This window comes from Bacillus sp. YH3-2-B2 (genome assembly GCF_053663335.1).
The window spans coordinates 790064-811458 of the sequence record NZ_JBSJQE010000002.1 but is presented as its reverse complement, the minus strand read 5'-3'; the positions used below and the strand labels follow the sequence as shown (position 1 = coordinate 811458).

The 21395-nt window shown below is 47.1% G+C and carries 22 protein-coding genes and 1 pseudogene; 9 read left to right on the top strand and 14 right to left on the bottom strand.

From position 1 onward, the window contains the following. Positions 1-2: 2 nt before the first annotated feature. Positions 3-1043: a ketopantoate reductase family protein gene (locus tag ACWJJX_RS09045; RefSeq protein ID WP_454022914.1), complete on the top strand. Its 1041-nt coding sequence runs from the start codon at positions 3-5 to the stop codon at positions 1041-1043. Positions 1044-1219: 176 nt separating this feature from the next. On the opposite strand, the pseudogene ACWJJX_RS09040 reads toward ACWJJX_RS09045, so the two are convergent. The 4 genes and pseudogenes from ACWJJX_RS09040 to ACWJJX_RS09025 form a co-directional block, all read right to left on the bottom strand. Further along, positions 1220-1487: pseudogene (locus ACWJJX_RS09040) on the bottom strand (YusU family protein). 2 nt (positions 1488-1489) lie between these two features. Then, complete coding sequence (locus tag ACWJJX_RS09035) at positions 1490-2314, bottom strand: ABC transporter ATP-binding protein (protein ID WP_003151820.1); 825 nt, start codon at positions 2312-2314, stop codon at positions 1490-1492. Between the two features lie 155 nt (positions 2315-2469). Further along, entirely contained in the window at positions 2470-2907 is a 438-nt protein-coding gene (locus tag ACWJJX_RS09030) for a YusW family protein (protein ID WP_369614406.1), read from the bottom strand. Positions 2908-3026: 119 nt separating this feature from the next. Continuing rightward, positions 3027-4808: a M3 family oligoendopeptidase gene (locus ACWJJX_RS09025; RefSeq protein WP_454022913.1), complete on the bottom strand. Its 1782-nt coding sequence runs from the start codon at positions 4806-4808 to the stop codon at positions 3027-3029. A gap of 132 nt (positions 4809-4940) precedes the next feature. Here ACWJJX_RS09025 and ACWJJX_RS09020 point away from each other — a divergent pair, with 132 nt between their 5' ends. Further along, positions 4941-5783, top strand: coding sequence for an oxidoreductase (locus tag ACWJJX_RS09020; RefSeq protein WP_317461637.1), 843 nt, complete (start codon positions 4941-4943; stop codon positions 5781-5783). An 88-nt stretch (positions 5784-5871) separates the two neighbouring features. After that, positions 5872-6336, top strand: a complete 465-nt coding sequence (locus tag ACWJJX_RS09015) for a Dps family protein (RefSeq protein ID WP_007410071.1) — start codon at positions 5872-5874, stop codon at positions 6334-6336. A 46-nt stretch (positions 6337-6382) separates the two neighbouring features. Here the strand turns inward: ACWJJX_RS09015 and ACWJJX_RS09010 are convergent, their stop codons facing one another. Continuing rightward, positions 6383-7744 (bottom strand): S1C family serine protease, encoded by a 1362-nt coding sequence (locus ACWJJX_RS09010; RefSeq protein ID WP_146284087.1) that lies wholly within the window; start codon positions 7742-7744, stop codon positions 6383-6385. Between the two features lie 276 nt (positions 7745-8020). Between ACWJJX_RS09010 and ACWJJX_RS09005 the strand changes: the two genes are divergently transcribed. After that, positions 8021-8698 carry a response regulator transcription factor gene (locus ACWJJX_RS09005; RefSeq protein WP_007410069.1) on the top strand — a complete coding sequence of 226 codons (678 nt, stop codon included), beginning with the start codon at positions 8021-8023 and terminating at the stop codon, positions 8696-8698. Continuing rightward, the gene (locus tag ACWJJX_RS09000) at positions 8695-10050 is read left to right on the top strand and encodes a sensor histidine kinase (protein ID WP_265210246.1); all 1356 of its coding nucleotides are present in this window, start codon (positions 8695-8697) and stop codon (positions 10048-10050) included. The genes ACWJJX_RS09005 and ACWJJX_RS09000 overlap by 4 nt, the downstream gene beginning before the upstream one ends. Positions 10051-10077: 27 nt before the next feature. On the opposite strand, the gene spxO is transcribed toward ACWJJX_RS09000, so the two are convergent. Further along, on the bottom strand, positions 10078-10242 hold the full coding sequence (spxO, locus tag ACWJJX_RS08995) for an anti-adapter protein SpxO (protein ID WP_003151811.1): 165 nt from the start codon (positions 10240-10242) through the stop codon (positions 10078-10080). Positions 10243-10420: 178 nt separating this feature from the next. Between spxO and ACWJJX_RS08990 the strand changes: the two genes are divergently transcribed. Next, positions 10421-11296, top strand: a complete 876-nt coding sequence (locus tag ACWJJX_RS08990; RefSeq protein WP_014305782.1) for a TetR/AcrR family transcriptional regulator — start codon at positions 10421-10423, stop codon at positions 11294-11296. 36 nt (positions 11297-11332) lie between these two features. On the opposite strand, the gene fumC is transcribed toward ACWJJX_RS08990, so the two are convergent. Beyond that, positions 11333-12721, bottom strand: a complete 1389-nt coding sequence (gene fumC / locus ACWJJX_RS08985) for a class II fumarate hydratase (protein ID WP_007410064.1) — start codon at positions 12719-12721, stop codon at positions 11333-11335. A gap of 67 nt (positions 12722-12788) precedes the next feature. Next, a complete protein-coding gene (locus ACWJJX_RS08980; RefSeq protein WP_003151806.1) occupies positions 12789-12974 on the bottom strand; it encodes a YvzF family protein in 186 nt (61 codons plus the stop codon). A 116-nt stretch (positions 12975-13090) separates the two neighbouring features. Here ACWJJX_RS08980 and ACWJJX_RS08975 point away from each other — a divergent pair, with 116 nt between their 5' ends. The 3 genes from ACWJJX_RS08975 to ACWJJX_RS08965 are packed head-to-tail and all read left to right on the top strand — an operon-like array spanning position 13091 to position 16717. Further along, positions 13091-14533: a spore germination protein gene (locus tag ACWJJX_RS08975; RefSeq protein WP_039253912.1), complete on the top strand. Its 1443-nt coding sequence runs from the start codon at positions 13091-13093 to the stop codon at positions 14531-14533. Next, positions 14508-15608 carry a spore germination protein gene (locus tag ACWJJX_RS08970; protein WP_326355168.1) on the top strand — a complete coding sequence of 367 codons (1101 nt, stop codon included), beginning with the start codon at positions 14508-14510 and terminating at the stop codon, positions 15606-15608. The genes ACWJJX_RS08975 and ACWJJX_RS08970 overlap by 26 nt, the downstream gene beginning before the upstream one ends. Continuing rightward, entirely contained in the window at positions 15605-16717 is a 1113-nt protein-coding gene (locus tag ACWJJX_RS08965; RefSeq protein ID WP_173612824.1) for a Ger(x)C family spore germination protein, read from the top strand. Before ACWJJX_RS08970 ends, ACWJJX_RS08965 begins: the two co-directional genes overlap by 4 nt. Before the next feature lie 42 nt (positions 16718-16759). On the opposite strand, the gene ACWJJX_RS08960 is transcribed toward ACWJJX_RS08965, so the two are convergent. The 6 genes from ACWJJX_RS08960 to ACWJJX_RS08935 form a co-directional block, all read right to left on the bottom strand. After that, complete coding sequence (locus tag ACWJJX_RS08960) at positions 16760-17392, bottom strand: response regulator transcription factor (RefSeq protein WP_003151798.1); 633 nt, start codon at positions 17390-17392, stop codon at positions 16760-16762. Next, the gene (gene liaS / locus ACWJJX_RS08955) at positions 17370-18452 is read right to left on the bottom strand and encodes a two-component system sensor histidine kinase LiaS (RefSeq protein ID WP_003151796.1); all 1083 of its coding nucleotides are present in this window, start codon (positions 18450-18452) and stop codon (positions 17370-17372) included. The genes ACWJJX_RS08960 and liaS overlap by 23 nt, the downstream gene beginning before the upstream one ends. Continuing rightward, positions 18449-19180 carry a cell wall-active antibiotics response protein LiaF gene (liaF, locus tag ACWJJX_RS08950; protein WP_326355169.1) on the bottom strand — a complete coding sequence of 244 codons (732 nt, stop codon included), beginning with the start codon at positions 19178-19180 and terminating at the stop codon, positions 18449-18451. Before liaF ends, liaS begins: the two co-directional genes overlap by 4 nt. 26 nt (positions 19181-19206) lie before the next feature. Further along, on the bottom strand, positions 19207-20076 hold the full coding sequence (gene liaG / locus ACWJJX_RS08945) for a LiaG family protein (protein WP_088037297.1): 870 nt from the start codon (positions 20074-20076) through the stop codon (positions 19207-19209). Positions 20077-20181: 105 nt separating this feature from the next. After that, positions 20182-20859 (bottom strand): stress responsive protein LiaH, encoded by a 678-nt coding sequence (gene liaH, locus ACWJJX_RS08940; RefSeq protein WP_003151791.1) that lies wholly within the window; start codon positions 20857-20859, stop codon positions 20182-20184. 13 nt (positions 20860-20872) lie between these two features. Further along, on the bottom strand, positions 20873-21253 hold the full coding sequence (locus ACWJJX_RS08935) for a protein liaI (protein WP_003151789.1): 381 nt from the start codon (positions 21251-21253) through the stop codon (positions 20873-20875). Between the last annotated feature and the right edge of the window lie 142 nt (positions 21254-21395).

Here is a 21395-nt window from a genome sequence, read left to right as displayed (position 1 = left end):
CAATGAGAATTGCAATTTTAGGAGCAGGTTCTTTAGGAACCATAGTTGGAGCATATCTGTCTGCTGGCGGAATGGATGTCGAATTGATTGATTCATACAAAGAACATGTAGATACTTTAAATCAAATAGGTGCTAAAGTATTTGGTACAACGGCATTTCAGGCAAAGGTAAAAGCCATTACCCCAGAAAACAAATCAGGCAAGTATGATTTAATATTACTTCTGACGAAACAATTATATAATGACTCCATTCTTAAAGAGTTACTGCCTTTTTTAAAGGATGACAGTGTAGTATGTTCCTTACAAAACGGTATACCTGAACAGAAAGTTGCTTCGATCGTTGGTGATGAACGTGTTATTGCGGGTTCTGTTGAATTTGGTGCTACGTTTATTGAACCAGGCGTATCCAGACTTACAACTGAGTATACTCAATTTAAAGAGTACGCTTTTCAAATTGGAGAATTAAATGGCGAAACAACAGAAAGAATCCAGCGTATTAAATCGGTTTTAGACCTTATCGGCGGAACACATATTTCCGATAATTTAGTTGGAACGAAGTGGTCAAAATTACTTATCAATAATGCGTTCAGTGGTTTATCGGCAGCATTAAACGGAGAATACGGAGACATTCTTGACCATGAAATCGGCATTGTCAGCGCAGTTCATATCGCAGATGAGACGATTAAGGTTGGACACGCCAATGGTGTCAAATTTGCGAAAATGGGCGGCCTTGATTTAGAATCTTTGGAATTAAGAAGTGAAAATGAGATTCCTGAACGTATTCAAACATTTAGGGCAGCCATGGAACCATCCAGGCTTTTAAGAGCAAGTATGCTTCAGGATCTTGAGAAGAAACGCAAAACTGAAATTGATTATATTAATGGAGTCATTCCCAAAACGGCAGAAGGTACTGGAATTTCAACACCTTTTAATGATTTGGTTGTAGCACAAGTCAAATGTGCCGAGGAATCTCAAACAGTGCCCAATTTTGATACAAATATAAAAGCCTATGAAGAGTTATTACGTATCCGAAAGGAAATGTGATATATAGGAAAGAGAGAAAGGGATTGCTGCGGCGGTCCTTTTTTCTTGGTTCAGCAAGTAAACAAACGGGTGTGTTAGTTACATAAAAGTTCTTCGTTATGAATTGAACGGCGCCTTTATTGATTCCTTTTCAGCAAAAAAAGCTTCCGGCACCTCTCTTTGATGCCGAAAGCTTTTTATTGTTTTTTTCTGTGAGCTTCATTGAGCTGTTTAATGTGCTGTATCGCAGCTTTGATGCCCTCTTTGGCGTCCGGGTAGGATTGATTCCAATGTTTGACGAGCGGCGGCATGCTTTTTGCGATATGTGTATACAAAATCCACTGCCTGACTTCTTCCTTTACATCCGGGTTTGTTTCGCCAAGCAATAGTTCCGTGTATTTCTCAAGCAGGCCGTCCAGCTGCTGCTGCAGTTTCTCTTCCATACCGTTTCCTTCCCTTTTTCATGATTATGACAATCGGGCGGTGAGGGCCGCTTCCTGCACGATACATCTGCCGCGTCCGTGCGGAATGCAAAGCGGCGTGCCGAACAGCGGATCTTGCGTTACCTGGCAGTTCATCGCAAAGACCTGCTGTACAAGCTCGCAAGTGATGACTTCTTCGGGACGGCCCTCTGCGTAAATCTGTTTATCCTTAATGGCGACCAGATAATGGGCATAACGGCATGCCAGATTGAGGTCGTGCAGCACCATGACGATTGTGCGTTTTTCTTTTTCATTTAATTCAAACAGCAAATCAAGAATTTCAATTTGATGCGTCATGTCGAGATAAGTTGTCGGCTCGTCAAGCAGAATGATATCCGTATCCTGAGCGAGTGTCATCGCAATCCATGCACGCTGGCGCTGTCCGCCTGACAAGGAATCCACAGGACGGTCGGCCATTTCCTCAAGCTTCGTCGCTTTTAGCGCTTTTGTGACTGCGTCTTCGTCCTCTTTGGACCATTGCTTCAGCCAGCTTTGATAAGGGTATCTTCCCTGCTTCACAAGCTGGTGCACCGTCAGGCCTTCGGGAGCTGACGGACTCTGCGGCAAAATAGCGAGCTCTCTTGCCACTTCCTTCGTCGGAAGCTTAGCGATGGCTTTTCCTTCTAAAAGCACAGAACCGCCTCTCGGTTTCATCAGACGGGCCAATGAACGTAAAAGCGTCGATTTTCCGCAGCCGTTGCTTCCGATCAATACAGTGATTTCGCCTTTTGGAATCGCGACATCCAATTCGTCAATGATAACAGTCTCTCCGTACCCTAAGCTCAGCGTCTCTGTAGAAATTGCACTCATACCGCTAACCGCTCCTTTTTTGAGTTTCCCAACACTATGTATATAAACAAATTGCCTAAACATTCAACGTGAGATCATGATTATATTGTAACAGAAATTAATGACTCTGAATATCATTATCAATTAGTTTTGGGCAAAAAAGCAGCGGACGGCGGTTATTTTTTTATTTCCGTCATTTCTCCGTCGTTCTTTTCCAGTTTCAGATAAAAATGTTCATAGCGGCTGTCTAAATTAAAAGCCGAGAGCACCTGCCGGACGACCTCGCTTTCCTGCATCCGGCCGTTTACGGCAAGTTCTCCGAGGATCATCTTCATTTCATCAAGCGCTTCCTCGCCCTCTCTGTGAACCCCTGAGAGCTTGTCCCGGATGTCCGCCTTTTCATGACCGCTTTTTCTTTCATACAAACCTTCATAGCGGTTATGCTCTCCGGCTCCGTAGCTGACGCGAAGGGAAAAGCTGCTGTAAGGAACCGGCTTCGCGGATGACACGGGTATGCTGTCTTGTTCCGCTTCCCGTTTTTCTTCATTCAATCGGCAGCCGGCAATCAGCATCAGCGTAAGACATAAAACGCCCGCCGTTCTGATCCATTTCATGCGATTCACTCCCATTCCATTCCGATCGTTTTTAGGTATTTCCAAGGGAGGCGGCTGTCATTCACGGAACAAAAAAGAACCGGAGCGGTAACAGCTCCGGCCGGTTCATCTCCAGATTATCATTCAGTCAGCTTTAAAAATTCCTGCACATCCTGTACGGCAAGGCGGACCGCGTCTTCCCAAAACGACCGTTCCGTGAGATCCGCTCCAAGGTGCTTCATCGCCAAATCCTCAACGGTCATCGAAGCCGTGTCACACAAAAGCGCGATATATTTTTCTTCAAAATCCGCTTTTTCCCGAAGAGCTCTTGCGTATATTCCAAGCGAAAATAAATAACCGAACGTGTACGGAAAATTGTAGAACGGCACTCCCGTAATATGAAAATGCAGTTTTGATGCCCAGAAATGAGGGTGGTATTCCCCTAATGAATCGCAAAATGCTTCTTTCTGCGCCGCTTCCATCAATTCATTCAATTTATCAGCCGGAACGACGCCCTGCTTCCGCTCTTCATAAAAACGCGTTTCAAATAAAAATCTCGCATGAATATTCATAAACATGGCTACGCTTCTTTGAATTTTATCTTCAAGCAAGAACAGCTTTTCATCCTTTGTCTCCGCTTGTTTCAAAGCGGCGTCGGCGACGATCATTTCCGCAAAGGTCGAGGCTGTTTCAGCCACATTCATGGCGTAGGCTCTGTTCAGCTGCCGCACTTGAAGCATGGCCTCCTGATGGAACGCGTGACCGAGCTCATGCGCCAGCGTCGATACATTCGAAGCGCTTCCGGAAAACGTCATAAAAATCCGGGATTCTCCGCTGTCGGGAAAGCTGGTGCAGAAACCGCCGACCCGTTTGCCGCTGCGGTCTTCCGCTTCTATCCACCGATCGCGGAACGCTTTTTCCGTAAATGCCGACAGCTTTTTGCCAAACGTCGAAAATTGGCTGACGATCAGATTAGCCGCTTCATCATATGTGTATTCTTTCGGAGCTTCGCCGATCGGCGCGTCCACATCATACCAGTTCAGCCGCTCAAGCCCTAAAAGAGACGCCTTTCGATTCAGGTATTCGGCAAAAGGCTTTTTATGATCGGTAATGACCTGCCACATGACATCCAGCGTTTCTTTTTTCATCCGATTGATCGCAAGCGGCTCTTCCAAAGCGCTTTTCCAGCCCCGCGCTTTATAGATTTCCGTGCGGAAGCCGGCCAGATGGTTCAGCGTGCTGCCGAAAAGCTCCTCTTCTCCTTTCCAGGCTTCATTAAGCTCTTTGAACACTTGACGTCTGATGCGGCGATCCGGGTGCGCCATCATATTTTCCGCTTGGCCGACCGACAGCTCTTTATTCTCAAACGGAATCTTCATTCTGCCGACAGCCGCATTATACAGGTCGCCCCATGCGTGGTAGCCGTCAACGGCCAGGCCTTCAATCAGCCTTTCTTCTGAAGCGCTGAGCTTCTCTCTGACACGGTCTCTTCTCTCATTTAAGACATATGTGAGATCCTGAAGTTCCGGTTTTTGCAGCAGCTCCTCCCAGACCCGCTCGTCAATCCGGGCAAGTGTATCGTCAAGGGTGACCAGAGCGGATTTAAAATCACTGCTCAGCTGATTGATCCGCGCCCTCCATTCATTCGCTTTCTGATCATGAGTGTTCTGAGCCTGAAGACAGCCGACGAACGCTCCCGCCTGCCTGATCATGATCGCTGACCGTTCAAACCTATCAATCAGGTTGATCAGCTCCCGGCTTTCATCCGCGTGCGTCGGAACTGTAAATGCTTCAACCGCATGTTGAAAAGCGCTTAGATGCTTTTTGAGCTCTTGTATGTATTGCTGAAACTCTTCCGACCGGCTCCCGCCCTCAAAAATGGAGTTTAAATCCCATGTTTCCTTCAATCCCTCTAATGCCATCTTTTCTTTACCCCTTTCTACCCGAAGCTGACTCCATTATAAAACAATTCTGACATATTTCCGAACGATTTCTCCTTCTTTCCGCGAGATGTTATACACTATGAGATAAGAACAAACGGGGAGGATTATAAGATGAACAGAAAAGTTGCCATTGTAACCGGCGCAACGAGCGGATTCGGGATGCTGACAGCGCTGAAGCTCACCCGGTCTTATCACGTCATCGCAACAGCCAGACAGCCGGAGAAAGCTGTAATACTGAAAGAGGCCGCCGCTCAAGCGGGTGCATCCGAACATGTTACGGTCGTTTCTTTAGATGTGACAAATGAGCAGTCGGTGTCTGACTTCGGGAACACCATCAGCGGTTTCGGACCGATTGACCTGCTTGTCAATAACGCCGGCACTGCGTACGGGGGGTTTATTGAAGATGTGCTGATGGAACATTACAGACAGCAGTATGAAACAAATGTATTCGGTCTGATTCATGTCACAAAAACCGTGCTGCCTTATATGCGGAAACATGGCGGGGCGAAAATCTTCAATATCAGCAGTATCAGCGGACTGACCGGTTTCCCGGCTCTATCTCCGTATGTCTCTTCCAAGTTCGCGGTTGAAGGGTTTACAGAGTGTCTGCGCCTCGAGCTTCTGCCTTTAGGAATTGATGCCGCTTTAATAGAACCGGGCTCCTATAAAACGTCTATTTGGGAGACGTCTCTCTCCAGCCATATTACGGCGCCCGGCAAAGACTCGCCTTATTATCGCTTTTATCAGCCCCTTGAAGCTTACTTCAAAGCCAACGCATCCAAAAGCGGCGATCCTGATGACGTAGCGGAACTGATTTATCAATTGGCACAAAGGAAACGGCTGAAGAAACTGCGGTATCCGATCGGCAGAGGCGTTAAGCTGACATTGGCTTTCCGCTCACTCTTTCCGTGGTCCGCTTGGGAATCGATTATAAAGAAAAAGCTGTTCACTTAAACTAAATTATAATAATTATAATTTAGTATTGATTTTTATTTGATACGTGATATAATTAAATTAACAGATCACAGGGAGGACGATGAATATGAATACACAAAACGCGAAAAAAACTGAAACTCTTGTTGAGAAATCAATGAACACACAATTATCAAACTGGTTTATCCTTTACTCTAAGCTGCACCGCTTCCATTGGTATGTAAAAGGCCCTCACTTCTTTACGCTTCATGAAAAATTTGAAGAACTGTATAACGAAGCGGCGGAAACGGCGGACGCCATCGCAGAGCGCCTTCTGGCCATCGGCGGACAGCCTGCGGCGACTTTGCACACTTACCTTGAACAAGCTTCCATTACGGATGAAGGTCAGGAAAAAACGGCGTCTGAAATGGTGGAATCACTGGTTCAAGACTATAAACAAATCAGCCGCGAATCAAAATTTGTCATCGGCATCGCCGAGGAACAAAATGACCCGTCAACTGCCGACCTGTTTGTCGGATTAGTTGAAGAAGCGGACAAGCATGTGTGGATGCTGTCAGCCTACTTGGGAGAATGACGAAAAAAGCTGAACCTCAGTTGAAGGTTCAGCTTTTTTTATGCGTTCAGCTTGCGCTTTCAGTTTGTTTCGTTAATGTGACGTTCAGCGTCTTTTTGCTTCCGCTTCTGAGCACTTGAACAGTCGTTTTATCGCCGATTTTCAGCTGGTTATATAAGATCTGTCTGATATCGGCGCTGCTGTCGACATCTTTGCCGTTCAATTGTACAATGACGTCATTTGATTTGATGCCCGCTTTCGCAGCCGGTGAGCCGGATTGCACTTCTTTTACATAAACACCCTTAGACAGCTGGTCGCCGAACAGTCCGAGCGTGTTTTCCTGATAGGTTTCCGGCACTTGCGCCATGTCAATCATCTGCACACCTAAAAATGGGCGCTCCACTTTTCCTTTTGCAAGCAGCTGGTCGACTATCGGTTCTACATCATTGCTCGGAATGGCAAAGCCCAGTGACTCCACGCCGTTTTCACTGACTTTCATGCTGTTGATCCCGATGACCTGGCCGCTTGAGTTGATTAACGGGCCGCCGCTGTTTCCGGGGTTAATCGCCGCATCCGTCTGAATTACGTTCATTTCCACCGTGCCTTGGGATGTATCGGCGTCCACCGTTCTGTTCAGCCCGCTGATGACACCTTGTGTGACGGTGCCGGAAAACTGCTGGCCGAGCGGGTTGCCGATGGCAATCACTTTATCAGCAATGCGGAGCTTGGAGGAATCCCCGAAGCTGGCCGCTTTTTTGACATTGGACGAGCTGATTTCCAATACAGCCAAGTCACTGATGGCATCCTTTCCGACAAGCTTTGCCGTTTCGGTTTTCCCATTGTAAAGAGTGACCGACAGTTTGTTCGCCCCTTCTACGACATGATTGTTTGTAATGATGTACGCTTTTTCGCCGTCTTTTTTGAAGATGACGCCTGACCCCGTGCCGCTTTCCGTTTCAGAGTTTGAACCGCCGTCAAGTCCGAACTGGCTGCTTTGCGAAGCTTGGTAGTTGGACACTCCGACAATCGCAGGCTCCAACTCTTCTACCATATCCGCTACGCTTGAGGTATTTTTCAAAGGCGTTGACGTAAAATTCGAAGACTGAACTTGTTTCGTATCAGAAACGGCTTCTGTCTTATGCTGCTCACCCGGCAGGTTCGGCACGATGCCAAGCACGAGGCCGCCGCCGATAATGCCGCCTAAAATCGGGCTCAGCCAAGCGGCTCTCCGTTTTTTTTCTTTTTTCACGGCAGCCGTTTTTTCAAATTCCGTACCGGCAGCCGTCTCGTTTTCCGGTTCTTTCGAGACGGGCCCTTCAAGCAGCTCGGGCTCCTGATGGCTGATCTGCTGCTGTTCATTTCTGTTTTGCTCCGTATGTGAAAGATCTGACTGATCGCGGCTTCTGCCGTCATCTCGATGATCGTTCATATTCACGCACACTCCTTCAGCATGTTTTCATTCTATCGATTACATATTCATCGCATGTACAAGTTCTATTGTCCCAATAATAAGGAGAAAAGCAAAGCTCCAAAACAAAATGTGTTTGAACATGTTATCTTCCCCGCTTTTTTTCTTCCTTTCTTCCCTTATACACATCATAAACAAACATTGTGGGATAAAAATGAAAAGAATATGTGAAATTATGAAAATGCGGCTTGAGTATGTTAAAACTAGTATAATGACGTTGAAAGGATGTGAAATGCCTTGTCATACACCATTTATCTAGTTGAAGATGAGGATAACCTGAATGAACTGCTCACAAAATATTTAGAGAATGAAGGCTGGAACATTACATCTTTCACAAAAGGCGAAGATGCCAGAAAGCAGATGCAGCCGTCTCCCCACTTGTGGATTCTTGACATCATGCTTCCGGATACGGACGGCTATACATTGATAAAAGAAATAAAAGAAAAAGATCCCGATGTGCCGGTCATTTTCATTTCCGCGCGGGATGCCGATATTGACAGAGTCCTCGGGTTAGAGCTTGGAAGCAATGATTATATCGCCAAGCCTTTTTTGCCGAGAGAGCTTATTATACGGGTCCAGAAACTGCTCGAGCTCGTGTATAAAGAACAGCCCGCCGCAAAAAAAACCGGCATCACCGTTTCTTCCTACAATGTGATCGAAGATGCCCGAGAGGTTTATGATGAAACCGGCAGCCTGGTCAATTTGACGTCTAAGGAATTTGATCTGCTGCTTTTATTTCTTCACCATAAAGGACACCCCTTTTCCAGAGAAGATATCCTGCTGAAAATATGGGGCCATGATTATTTCGGCACTGACCGGGTGGTCGATGACCTTGTGCGGAGGCTGAGAAAAAAAATGCCCGGGTTAAAGGTTGAGACCATTTACGGATTCGGCTACAGGATGATGACGTCATGAAAAATAAGCCGCTTGCTTTTCAAATATGGGTGGTCATCTCAGGCATCCTCTTAGCCATTTCGATTCTGCTTCTCGTGCTGTTCTCAAATACGCTGCGTCATTTTTTCACGGATGAAACGTATACGACCATTGAAAATGAACAGCATGTACTGACGGAGTACCGGCTGCCTGGATCGATCGAGCGGGGATATTACAGCGAGGATGCGACCGCTCCGACGACTTTCCGATCCGTTCAGCACGTTCTTCTGCCGGAACGGGAGGAATCGGCCAGTGACAAAGACTTGAACTACTTTTCTTCTTCCTTTATCCATAAGGTGTACAAGCTCGCGGGCCGCCAGCACAGCGTCACGAAACGATACAGCGCGGACATCAGCGGTGAAAAAGTATTTTTCGTCATTAAAAAAGGCCTCACCATTAACGGCCAGGATGCGATGATGCTGTCTTACGCCCTTGATTCTTATCGTGATGATCTGGCATTCACCCTGTTCAAGCAGCTTCTCTTTATCATTGCCGGCGTGATTTTGTTAAGCTGGATTCCGGCGATTTGGCTTGCCAAATATCTCTCGCGCCCGCTCGTTTCCTTAGAGAAGCATGTCAAACGGATTTCCGAACAGGACTGGGATGATCCGGTCATCGTCGACAGAAAAGACGAAATCGGAAAATTAGGCCATACCATTGAAGACATGCGGAGCAAGCTGGTGCAAAAGGATGAAACGGAAAGAACGCTCCTGCAAAATATCTCTCATGATTTAAAAACGCCTGTCATGGTGATAAGGGGCTATACTCAATCAATAAAGGACGGGATTTTTCCTAAGGGGGATCTGGAAACCACAATTGATGTCATTGAAGGCGAAGCAGAAAAACTTGAGAAGAAAATTAAGGATTTATTATATTTAACCAAGCTTGATTATTTAATGAAGCAGCGGGTGCACCATGAGACATTTGACATTGTGAAGGTCACGGAAGAAGTCATTGAACGGCTCAAATGGGCCCGGAAGGAATTATTGTGGAGCGTTGATACAGAAGATGCATTAATGATGCCCGGTGATCCGGAACAATGGAGCAAACTTCTTGAAAACATTCTCGAAAATCAAATCCGCTATGCAGAAACGGCGATTCACATTCGGATCAGCCAAAATCAGCAGCAGATTGTCATGACGGTTAAAAATGACGGGCCTCCGATTGAGGATGAGATGCTATCCAGCTTGTACGAGCCTTTTAATAAAGGGAAGAAAGGCGAGTTCGGCATAGGCCTCAGCATCGTAAAACGGATTTTAACCCTGCATAAAGCATCAATTTCAATTGAAAATGACCAATCGGGTGTAATCTACCGAATTATCATACCAAAGTAGACTGTAGTGTTTCATTGCAGTCTTTTTTTATGTGAAGGAATAGCCGTTAAAATCTCTGTAGTTTGCTTTCAGCGGTTTTTGGCATTGATGAACCCATTTCTTTTCACAAATTGTCTTTTTCGGATATTTCACCTTTTCGACTTTAATTCCTCTGTTTCGCAAGCGGCTGATCATTTCATCTAATTCTTTCATTTTCAGATTCACCCTTTCGCCAGAACTTTGACCATTCGGTCAGCTCACTTTATAATATAAATAAAACAAAACAAAAAAACAAGTTACAATCAGGTTAAATTTACGGAATATCAATATGACCATATAGTCATACATGAGAAGCACAAGCCAGCCTCCTGGCTCCGAAAGGGTGGAACCATTGAAGGAAAAAGAAAAGCTGATCATTGAAGCAGCAATCAAACTGTTTGCCCGAAAAGGGTACAAATCTACATCGGTTCAGGAAATCGCCGATGAATGCAAAATCTCAAAAGGCGCTTTTTATCTTTACTTTCCTTCCAAAGAAGCACTGCTTCTATCCATGCTGAATTACTACTATGATAAAACGTTTACCCGAATCACGACGATCCAAACGGAGGGTGACAGTCCGAGAGCCGCCTACCAAAAACAGCTTGCGGTGTTTTACGAATCGATTCTCGCCCATCAGGATTTTATTACCATGCAGATGAAAGACGGTTCACTTCCTTATACCGAAGAAGCGGCGCAGTGCGGAAAGAGAATCCGCCGGTCGATCCTGCAGTTTCATATCGACAGTCTTCTTGCTATTTACGGAGAAAAAGCTGAACCCTACACAGCCGAGCTTTGTTTTTTAATAGAAGGAATCAGTCAGATGTATCTTGAGTATCTGATTCTGACCGGCCGGTCCGTACAGCCTTCGCTTCTGGCAAATACCGTGATTCACAGAATTGATGACATCGTAAACGGAATGGCGGACAGACATGATGAAGCGTTTATTTCTCTTGATGAGGCAAGCTCACTGTTTGGGCCCCTTCATAACGGGCAGCCCGATCCTTTAAGTCAATCGATCTTGCAGACCCTCCGCACGCGCATCGGCACGATGGACAAGGCGCAAGCATCTGAATTCACCGAGAGCTTGGATATTCTGGAAGCGGAAATGAAGAAAAAGTCACCGAAACCGGCAATCATCAAAGGAATGATTTTGAATTTGAAGGAATCCGACCTGCTGGCTGAAGATGCAGAACAGCTCAGATTTTTACTGAAACAGCAGTTTATTTAGAAGAACGGCCGCAATAACTGCAGCCGTTCTTTCTTTTTATGCTTTCGGGTGCACCATATCTTCCGGACGCACCATTTCATTAAATTGTTCTTCTGTCAGAAGGTTCAGCTGTAATGCCGCTTCTTTCAGTGTCAGGCCTTCTTTGTGGGCAAGCTTGGCGATTTTCGCGGCGTTTTCATAACCGATGTGCGGGTTAAGCGCCGTAACAAGCATTAATGAGTTAGAGAGATTTTCCTGAATCGTCTCTTGGTTCGGCTCAATACCGACAGCGCATTTGTCATGGAAGGAATTCATTCCGTCACTGAGCAGCTGCACGGTCTGCAGGAAGTTATAAATAATAACCGGTTTGAAGACATTCAGCTCAAAGTTTCCTTGGCTGGCCGCAAATCCGATTGTCGCGTCATTTCCCATCACTTGCGCGGCGATCATTGTCAGCGCCTCACTTTGCGTCGGGTTGACTTTGCCCGGCATGATAGAGCTTCCCGGCTCATTTTCAGGAATGACGATTTCGCCGATTCCGCAGCGCGGGCCGCTAGCCAGCCATCTGACATCGTTGGCAATCTTCATCAGGTCGGCAGCCAATGCTTTTAACGCGCCGTGAACGTGAGTGATTTCATCATGGCTTGTGAGCGCGTGGAATTTGTTAGGCGAACTTTTGAATGTCTGCCCCGTTACTTTTGTGATTTCTTCCGCGACGAATTCACCGAACTGCGGATGGGCGTTGATTCCCGTGCCGACTGCCGTGCCGCCGATGGCAAGCGCGCGGATTTTTTCCGTTGACTCAAGAATCATTTCTTTCGAACGGTCAAGCATGTATACCCAGCCGCTGATTTCCTGTCCGAGCGTCAGCGGAGTGGCGTCCTGCAAATGCGTGCGTCCGATTTTCACAATATCCTGATAAGCCTTCGCTTTTTCATCAAGCGTCGCGCGCAGCTGATCAAGCGCCGGAACGAGCTGCTCATATACGGCAAGAACCGCCGCAACGTGCATCGCCGTCGGGAATGTATCGTTTGAGCTTTGGCTGCGGTTGACGTCATCATTCGGATGAATCTTCAGCTCGGAATTTTTTTCTTTCAATAAAGCAGTCGCGCGGTTGGCCACCACTTCATTCATGTTCATGTTGCTTTGCGTGCCGCTTCCCGTCTGCCAGACAACGAGCGGAAAGTTATCGTCGTATTTGCCGTTTAAAACATCGTCACATACAGCGGCAATCGCCTGTGCTTTTTCAGACTCTAAGTTGCCGAGGCGTTCGTTGGCGATCGCTGTGCTTCTTTTCAATATTGCAAACGCCTTCACAACACGCTGAGGCATTTTTTCTGAACCGATTTTGAAGTTCTCCTTGCTGCGCTGTGTCTGAGCGCCCCAAAATTTATCTGCCGGAACTTTAACTTCTCCCATGGTGTCTTTTTCAATTCTGTAGTCCATTTATGTATCCCTCCATAACAGTTGCTTCACCCTGAGTATTATTCGCCAGTAACAGATGAAACCCTTTTTATTTTTCGGCCTTGGCCGTTTTTAATTTCAGCTCAAGATAGACGCGCGAATCCTTAGAGTATTTATACTTCGGATTTGTTTTACGGTATTCTTTCGACGTGTAAGCCACTTCGTAATGCGCTTCAAATGATTTGATGAGCTGTTCAATTTCTTCGGCATTCCCTGCCAGTCTGACTTGTGCCACATCTCTCCTCCGCTTTCATAAAAAAACTTGTACCATTAAATACTTTATCATAGTATATCATTTTTTTAACAGGAAAAGATAACCTCAATTAAGGATTGGAAGGCGGGTGACTGTCGATGGCGCAATCGGAATTCAAGGAATACATACACGTTAACCTGGCACTGGTGCTTCCCCACGTAGAGCAGAATGATGACCTGGTTCAAAATAAAAAGATGCTTCCGAACGGGCTTGTTTTTTATTATATGTATCTGAGTGAAATGAACGACGAAGACAAAATAAAAGAAGCGATTGAAACGCTGCTTCGTGAGGAAGACACTCTGACGCTGGATACGGTGACGAAACGTCTTGATAAGATCGACGCCCGTCCCGTCTTTACGTCGAAGGAAGCCGTCATCTCCATTCTGCGGGGAAAATGCGCCGTGTTTATTAACGGACTTGACAGCGTATACATTTTGTCCACGGGAAAAAGAGAAAAAAGAAGCGTGAATGAACCCACATCCGAAAAGGTCGTAAGAGGTCCGAAAATCGCCTTCATAGAAGATTCTGATACAAACATCGCCATGATCAGGCAGCGCACGAACCATCCGAAGCTGAAAACGAAAAAGGTTCCGATCGGAGAAAACAAGTTAAAATACGCCACGGTCATGTACATAGATGATAAGGCGGACCCGTCTGTCGTCAGCGATGTTGTAAAGCGCCTCAGCGAAGTGAAGATGGACGACATCCAGGATTCCGGAACGCTTGAGGAGCTTATTGAGGATAATAAGTATTCGCCCTTTCCGCAAATACAAAATACGGAACGGCCTGATAAAGTCTCTTCCGCCTTGTTCAACGGCCGCGTCGCCATCCTTGTCGACAACTCGCCGTTTGCGCTGGTGGTTCCGGCTTCTTTAGGAATTTTAATGCAGTCTCCCGATGATTATTATGAACGGTGGATTTCCGCCTCGCTCATCCGGGCGCTCAGGTTTACGTCTATTTTTATTACGCTGTTTTTTTCGTCCATTTATATCGCCCTCGTTTCGTTTCACCAAGGGCTGCTGCCGACGTCGCTTGCAGTCACCATCGCGGCGAACAGAGAAAACGTTCCCTTCCCGCCTATTATTGAAGCGATGGTGATGGAAATTACGATCGAGCTGCTGAGGGAAGCGGGCTTGAGGCTTCCCAGCCCGCTCGGCCAGACGATCGGATTGGTGGGCGGAGTCGTCATCGGCCAGGCGGCCGTTGAAGCGAATATTGTCAGCTCCATCATGGTCATCGTGGTCAGCATTGTCGCGCTCGCTTCATTTACGGTGCCGCAGTACGGGATGGGTCTGTCGTTCCGTGTGCTCCGTTTTATTTCGATGTTTACCGCGGCAGCTTTCGGGCTGTACGGCATGATTTTATTTATGCTGGCGATCTACACTCATTTATCGAGACAGCGAAGCTTCGGTTCTCCGTATTTCTCGCCGAATGGATTTTTCAGCTTAAAAAACGCAAACGACTCTATTCTCCGTCTCCCTATTAAAAATCAACCAAAAGAGGCGAAAAACATAAATGAGCCAGAAAACAACTCACAATAAGCTTACAAGCTATCAAGGGACAGCATTGATTGCAAACACGATGCTCGGCGCGGGGCTTCTCACCATGCCGCGGGCGCTGTCATCCAGGGCAAATTCGCCGGACGGCTGGATCGCGTTATGTCTGGAAGGCGTCATCTTTATCTTTTTGATTTATCTCAATACGCTCATTATGAAAAAGCATCAGTACGGATCATTATTTGACTATATGAATGAAGGACTCGGCAAATGGGCGGGAAATATCGTCAATCTTATGATCTGTCTCTATTTTATAGGAGTCGCCAGCTTCGAAGCCCGGGCGATGGCGGAAATGGTCAAGTTTTTTTTATTGGAAAGAACGCCCGTGCCGGTCACGCTGTTTATCTTTATCGCCTGTTCCGTTTATTTAATTATCGGCGGCATGAGCGATATCGGCAGGCTCTTTCCTTTCTATTTAACGATTACGATCATTATTTTGCTGGTGGTGTTTTCTTTCAGCTTTAAAATATTTGATATCGACAACCTGCGGCCGGTGCTCGGGCAGGGATTTTCTCCCGTTATGGCTTCCTTGACCGTCGTTTCTGTTTCCTTCTTGGGAATTGAGATTATGCTGTTTCTCCCCGAGTACCTCAAAAATAAAAAGCACACATTCCGCATGTCGGCCATAGGCTTTGGCATCCCGATTATTTTATACATCATTACCTACGTTCTCGTCGTCGGCGCCTTAACCACCCAGGATGTCAAAACAATGATCTGGCCAACGATCGCGCTCTTTCAATCATTTGAAATCAAAGGGCTTTTTATTGAAAGGTTCGAGTCCTTTTTGCTTGTTGTCTGGATCATCCAGTTTTTCGCCACCTATGTATCATACGGATATTTCGCGACATCAGCTCTTCATAAAATTTTCGGGCTGAAGCAGAAAAAGGGCGTCATCTTCGTCGGGATTGCGACATTCTTGGGGTCATTGATGCCAAAGGATGCGAACAAGCTGATGCTGTTCAGTGATATTCTCGGCTATATCTTCTTGGTTTTCTTTTTGCTGCCTTTACTGATATTTGCAGTCGTCGCTGTGAAAAGGAAGGTGAAAAAAGCGCAATGAAGAAATACATCGTAATCATATTTTGCACATTGCTTTTGGCCGGGTGCTGGGACAGCCGCAATTTAGAAGACTTGAGCCTCGTTATCGGAGTCGGGCTCGATAAACCCGAGGAAGAAAATGTGGAAGTGACACAGCAGATTCTGGTTCCGCAAAAAGCAAGTGCCCAGCAGTCATCGTCAGGTGACACGACAAAGGTGACTTCCACTCCAGGGGAAACCGTCCATCAAGCATTACGAACGGCATCGTTAAAAAATCACCCCGCCTTCTCCCAGCACTTGCGTATCATGCTGTTTTCCGAAGCGCTGTTAAAGGATCACATCCCGCTTGACGCATTGATGAACCAGTTTATCAGGGACAACGGTACGAGAAGAAGCTGCAATGTGATGACGGTGCCGGATAAAACGAAAGATATTTTCAATATCAGTGACCAGGGAGAGCCTGCGTCAAATACGATCTATGACTTAACGGAGAACAATGCGGTCACCATCCGGATGATGGAGCCCGTGACATTGGGGGAAATATCAGAGAAAATCGCCAAAGGCGAGACCTTTGCCCTTCCTCAAGTGCGCAAAGTGGGCAGCAGACTGGAAATCTGGGGCGCTACCATTATTAAAAATAAATTCTGGTATGCGAATTTAACGCCTTTACAAGTCCAGAATATGAACCTGTTCACAGGCACGGTAAAGGGAGGCGTCACGTTTGCAAAGCATGACAATTATTATTTATCCTTCGAGGTATTTTCCAGCAAATATGATGTAAAAACACAATATAAAAATGGAAAATTCAAGTTTATCGTCACCCGGTTTGTTGAAGGCCGTCTGTCTGAGGATTGGAATCCGAAAGAAGATTCTTTCAAGGAGTCCTATATAAATGAAATCAAAAACGCGGTAAAACGCAGCATTCATTCAGATGTCATGGCATTCATTGATTACATGCAGCATGAGTTGAAAGTGGATATTACCGGGTTAGGCGATCAAGTCCGGATACATTATCCCGATAAATGGAAAAAGATATCCTCTGACTGGGATCATCATTTCAGTGAATCGGATATCGAATATAAAGTCAAAGTCGCCATCAGGGATTTCGGAACAAAGGGAATGTCCCAATGACCCCGTCCCTCGGGAGAGTGTGCCGGCGCCGCTCTCCTTTTCTTATGTCACGAGATGATTGCGGTGGGCATATACGGCTGCCTGCGTGCGGTCACTGACATCAAGCTTTGACAATATATTCGTAATGTGGGTTTTTACCGTTTTAATCGTAATGAAGAGCTCTTCACCAATCTCTTTATTCGTCTTGCCTTCCGCGACGAGACAGAGGATTTCCAGTTCTCTTTTCGTCAGCGTTTCATGCGGAAGCTGATTCTCTGAATGGCGCAGCCTTGACAGCACTTTTCCCGCCACTTTCGATTCAAGCTTCGGTTCACCCTTGGCAGCCGCTCTGATGGCTTCGGCTATTTCTGCCGCCTTGGACGTTTTCAGCAAATAGCTGAGCGCTCCCGCTTCGATCACCGGATACACTTTGTCGTCATCAATAAAGCTCGTCAGCACGATGATTTTCGGGTCATTGAGTTTCGCGCAGATCTGTTTTGTCGCTTCGATGCCGTCCATGCCGTCCATGACAAGGTCCATTAAAATCACATCCGGCAAAAGCTCTGCGGCCAGATCGACGCCCTGCTGCCCGTCTGATGCTTCACCGGCGACTTCAATGTCCGGCTGTGCTTCTAAAAATGCGGCCAGACCCATCCTGACCATCTCATGATCATCAATCAGTAACACTCGAATCACTGTCGTTCTCTCCTTTTGTTTTCTGATAAATCGGGACTTTCACGTCGATCTGCGTGCCTTTTCCCTTTACGGAGATAATTTCCGCTATGCCGCCGATTTCACTCGCTCTTTCCTTGATGGAATGCAGCCCGTATGAGGATGCTTTCACTTGATCCATCGTAAAACCCGCCCCGTTATCAATGACTTTAAGCTGCAGCTTTTGATGTTTCGCGCCGAGCCTGACGGTGACCTTGGTCGCCTTTGAATGTCTGAAAACGTTGGAAAGCGCCTCCTGCACGATGCGGAACAGATGGTCTTCAACGCCTTTTGACACACCCGTATCGCTGATGTCCCACTCAATATCCAGCGGCTGCTTCGCTTTGAACTCTTTTAACAGCTCAATCAGCCCTTCTTTTAAGCCTTTTCCTTCTAAAGTGACGGGCCGCAGATGCAATAGCAGCGCTCTCATCTCGTTTTGCGCTTCCCCCGCCATATGTTCAACCATGCGAATCCGTTTGACGATTTTGTCATCCGCATCTTTCACCTGCTCTAAGACGGCGGATGTCATCATAGAAATGGCAAAGAGCTGCTGGCTGACGGCATCGTGCAGATCGCGCGCCAGCCGCTGGCGTTCTTCAGTGATGACCGATTTTTTCATTTGATCCTGCCATTCCGCCCGCTCGTTGGAGAGCTTTTGCAGCGATGTGACTTGGAGCTCGACCCGCTTGGCCATTTCGTTGAGCTGATCTGCCGCCAGACCGATTTCATCATCGCCGAGCGGCGGCACCCGATAAGCGAAATTGCCGTTTTCAAATTTCAAAACCGCTTCAATCAGTGTATCCATTCTTGTTTTCAGGCGGCCTCCGTATACATAACCGGAAATCAATCCGGCCGAAAGAGACGCCAGAAGCAGGATGACCACAAACGGAATACCGAACCAGCCGGAAGAAAACAGCAGCATCGGGTCAAGCCCGTAATACAGCAGCATCAGCGTAATAAACACCGCGCAAAGGAGCAGACTGAGCCCCGCGGTCATCCGCATGGCGCGCCACTGAATATTGGCGAGTAATTTTTTCCTCATAAATACTTCACATCCACATCGCCGATGAATAACGAAATTGAAATTTTAATCCGCCGCGGCGAGTCGCCGTACTCAGACGATACTTTATAAAGATTCGGGCTCATGCCGCTTTTCTTAGAGCCGAGCAGGTTCATATCGCCGATAAAAGCCGATGAACTGACGGACACTTCGATATCCGACGGGACGTACACATCGACATTGCCGATGACACCGCTGATGGTCATCGTGCTTTCTCCTTCGGGAATCATCGCTTTTGACAAATCAATTTTCACATCGCCGATGAATCCGGAAACATTTAAATCATTCAGCTCAAACGGGTCCTTCATCATCCGCAGCTCGCCGATAAAAAAGCTGCGGAGGTCCGGCTGTCTGCTTTCCGTCTGGGCGGAAGGCTTTGGCTGCTCTTCTTTTTCAAGATTGATTTTCTTCTCTTTATGTTCATACACGCGCTTTCCTTTCAGGAGCCTGTAGCCCGCGTATATGAGAAAGGCGGCGAAGGCATAGCCGAACAGGTTAAAGGTGGCGCTGAACAGGTTTCTCAAAAATAAAAAAGCGGCGAAGATATACAGGACGGAGCCGAGCCAGCCGCGGGAATATTTATTAAAAATATAGCCTGTGATCAGAAAAAAGAGCGGCCAAAACAAGAAGTCGCCGATGCCGATAATACGCAAAAACATGCTGACGCCTAATAAGGCGATGATAAGTCCGAGAATCTGTTTTTTTGCCATCAGCTGCCTGCCCCTCCTTTCCTTGACTATTGCAGTGCAATATTGCCGCTCGTCACTTTTATATCAATCGGCCTGGCGCCGCTGCCCTTCATACCGGTGAATGCCCCGCCGTCCTTACTCGTTTTCTCAAAGAAATAAGACGGCTGAATCCTTCCGCTTGCCGTCTCGGCGTTCACCGTAAAACTTCCGTCTTTCGGCAGGCTGATCGCTGCGCTGCCGCTCGCAAGCCTGACGGATACGGGAGCATCCGCCGTCTCAAGCGAGGCGTCGACACTGCCGGAAGCGACCCGCACGTCAAGGGCGCCCGCCGCATGTTGAAGCCCGACATGTCCGGAGGATAAGCGGATATCCCCCGTTTTCGCCGCAAGGCCTGATGCTGTGAGGTTGCCCGACAGCCCCTTCGCTTCAAACACATCCGTCTTCACGTGCTTCAGCGACATATTCCCGCTTACAGAACGGACGCCGAGGTGCGCAAGAGACAGCCCCTTGTTTCCGTCAACGGCAATGGTGCCGCTTGACGTATGGACGGTGATGTCCCGATGATAATCATACGGAATGCGGACAATCAGCAGAGGACGCTGAAAGAGATTCAGAAATTGAAACCCTTTCTCCTTCGCTTTGAGATTGAGGGTTTTTCCCCTGCTTTGGACAAACATTTTCCCCGCCGGTCCCGCCATGTTTGCCGCGATATCATTCCGCGCTTCCGCGATGATTTTTACATCCGTCTGTTCCGATGAAACCGACAGGCTGTTGACGGCACGCGGCGGTATGCTTGCCGATTCCGCTTCTGTTTCGTACAGCGGAAAAAAACGCCCGGCAAACACTTCTTTCACCAAAAACAGACAGCAGATCAGAACGGACGCCGCCATCAGTCCTTTGGCAATCTTACGCTTCATTACGTTCCATCCTTTTTCATTCATTTTATTATAAAGGAAAAGCCGGAGAATTGATACGTGCGTATAGGGAAGAGGCGTAAAAGCGCCGATCTTCCCTTGTGCACATTATTCATGAGCCGCTTTTTGATGCTCTGTTTTCTCCAGAGAAAGCGAGCGCATTTTTTCAATCTCAGCTTCCACCTCGTCTGAATATTGGGAGCGGCTGTATTCTGTGTTCGCCTCAGCTGAAGTGCCGTATTTGACGCGGACTTCCATTTCTTCAATGCGGCTTTCCATTCGAAGGAACTCTCTATAGGCGCTTTCACTGTCAATTTTGTCGAAAGAAGCGTTCATATGTTCCTTCGCTTTTGCCGCGTTGGCGCGGGCGATGAGCGCCTGTTTTTTATCCTTTACGTCGCGGAGGCGCGTTTCTAAAGTTTCTAGCTGCTCTTTCAGCTCTGCCAGCTGTGTTTTCGCCTGCTCATACGCTTTTTCATGTTCGGCCGCTTTTCCCTCAAGGTATTTCATTTCAGTCAGCGCCTTTTTCGCAAGCTCCTCTTCCCCGGCGTCAAAAGCAAGCTGAGCCTGGTTTTTCCGTTTTGCCGCCGTTTCGGAGGCGTCTTCCTGTTTTTTCTTAAACTGATGGACGATCGTGTGCTGTTTGACAATCGTTTGTTTCGCCTTAGCGATGTCACTTTCCATATCACGCACATATTGATTCAGCATGACTTTCGGATTTTCTAATTTATCAAGCCCTTCGTTAACAGATGCGACGAACATATTTCTTATTCTTTTTAAGACCATTTTGTCTTCCTCCTTATTTTTTCTTCAGAAATTCTTCCCATTCAGTGTCAAATCCGGATTGATAGCCCGGTGATGCCGCTTCCGGTTCATACTGGCGGGAAGCGGTGTCTGAGCCGCCCTGCTTCATCATCTTCCACCCGAAATACACCATGGCGCCGGCCAGTCCGATGGCAACGATAAATGGAAGAGAACCGACGAGAATCATAGCTCCGATGAAGCCCGCGATGATACCCGATACCGCCCGGCCTTTTGAAAAACGTTTGATTCCCCAGTAAAGCATCAGGCCTCCGATCGCCAGCGGGATGATAAATGCGAAATGGCCTCCTCCGAAAAAGACAGAAAGTCCGAACACAATCAGCAGAAAGCCGCCTGCCGTTTTTACATTTATATTCATGCAGATCCTCCTTTCGTTTTCCTTGTCTTTACTATAAACAAATCCCGCGGCCGGCAAAACGAGTCAGAGATTGATTTTCATATCAGACCGGAGTCGTATAACCCCCCGGACCTTCGCATAAAAAAACGCCGCTGCACCGGAC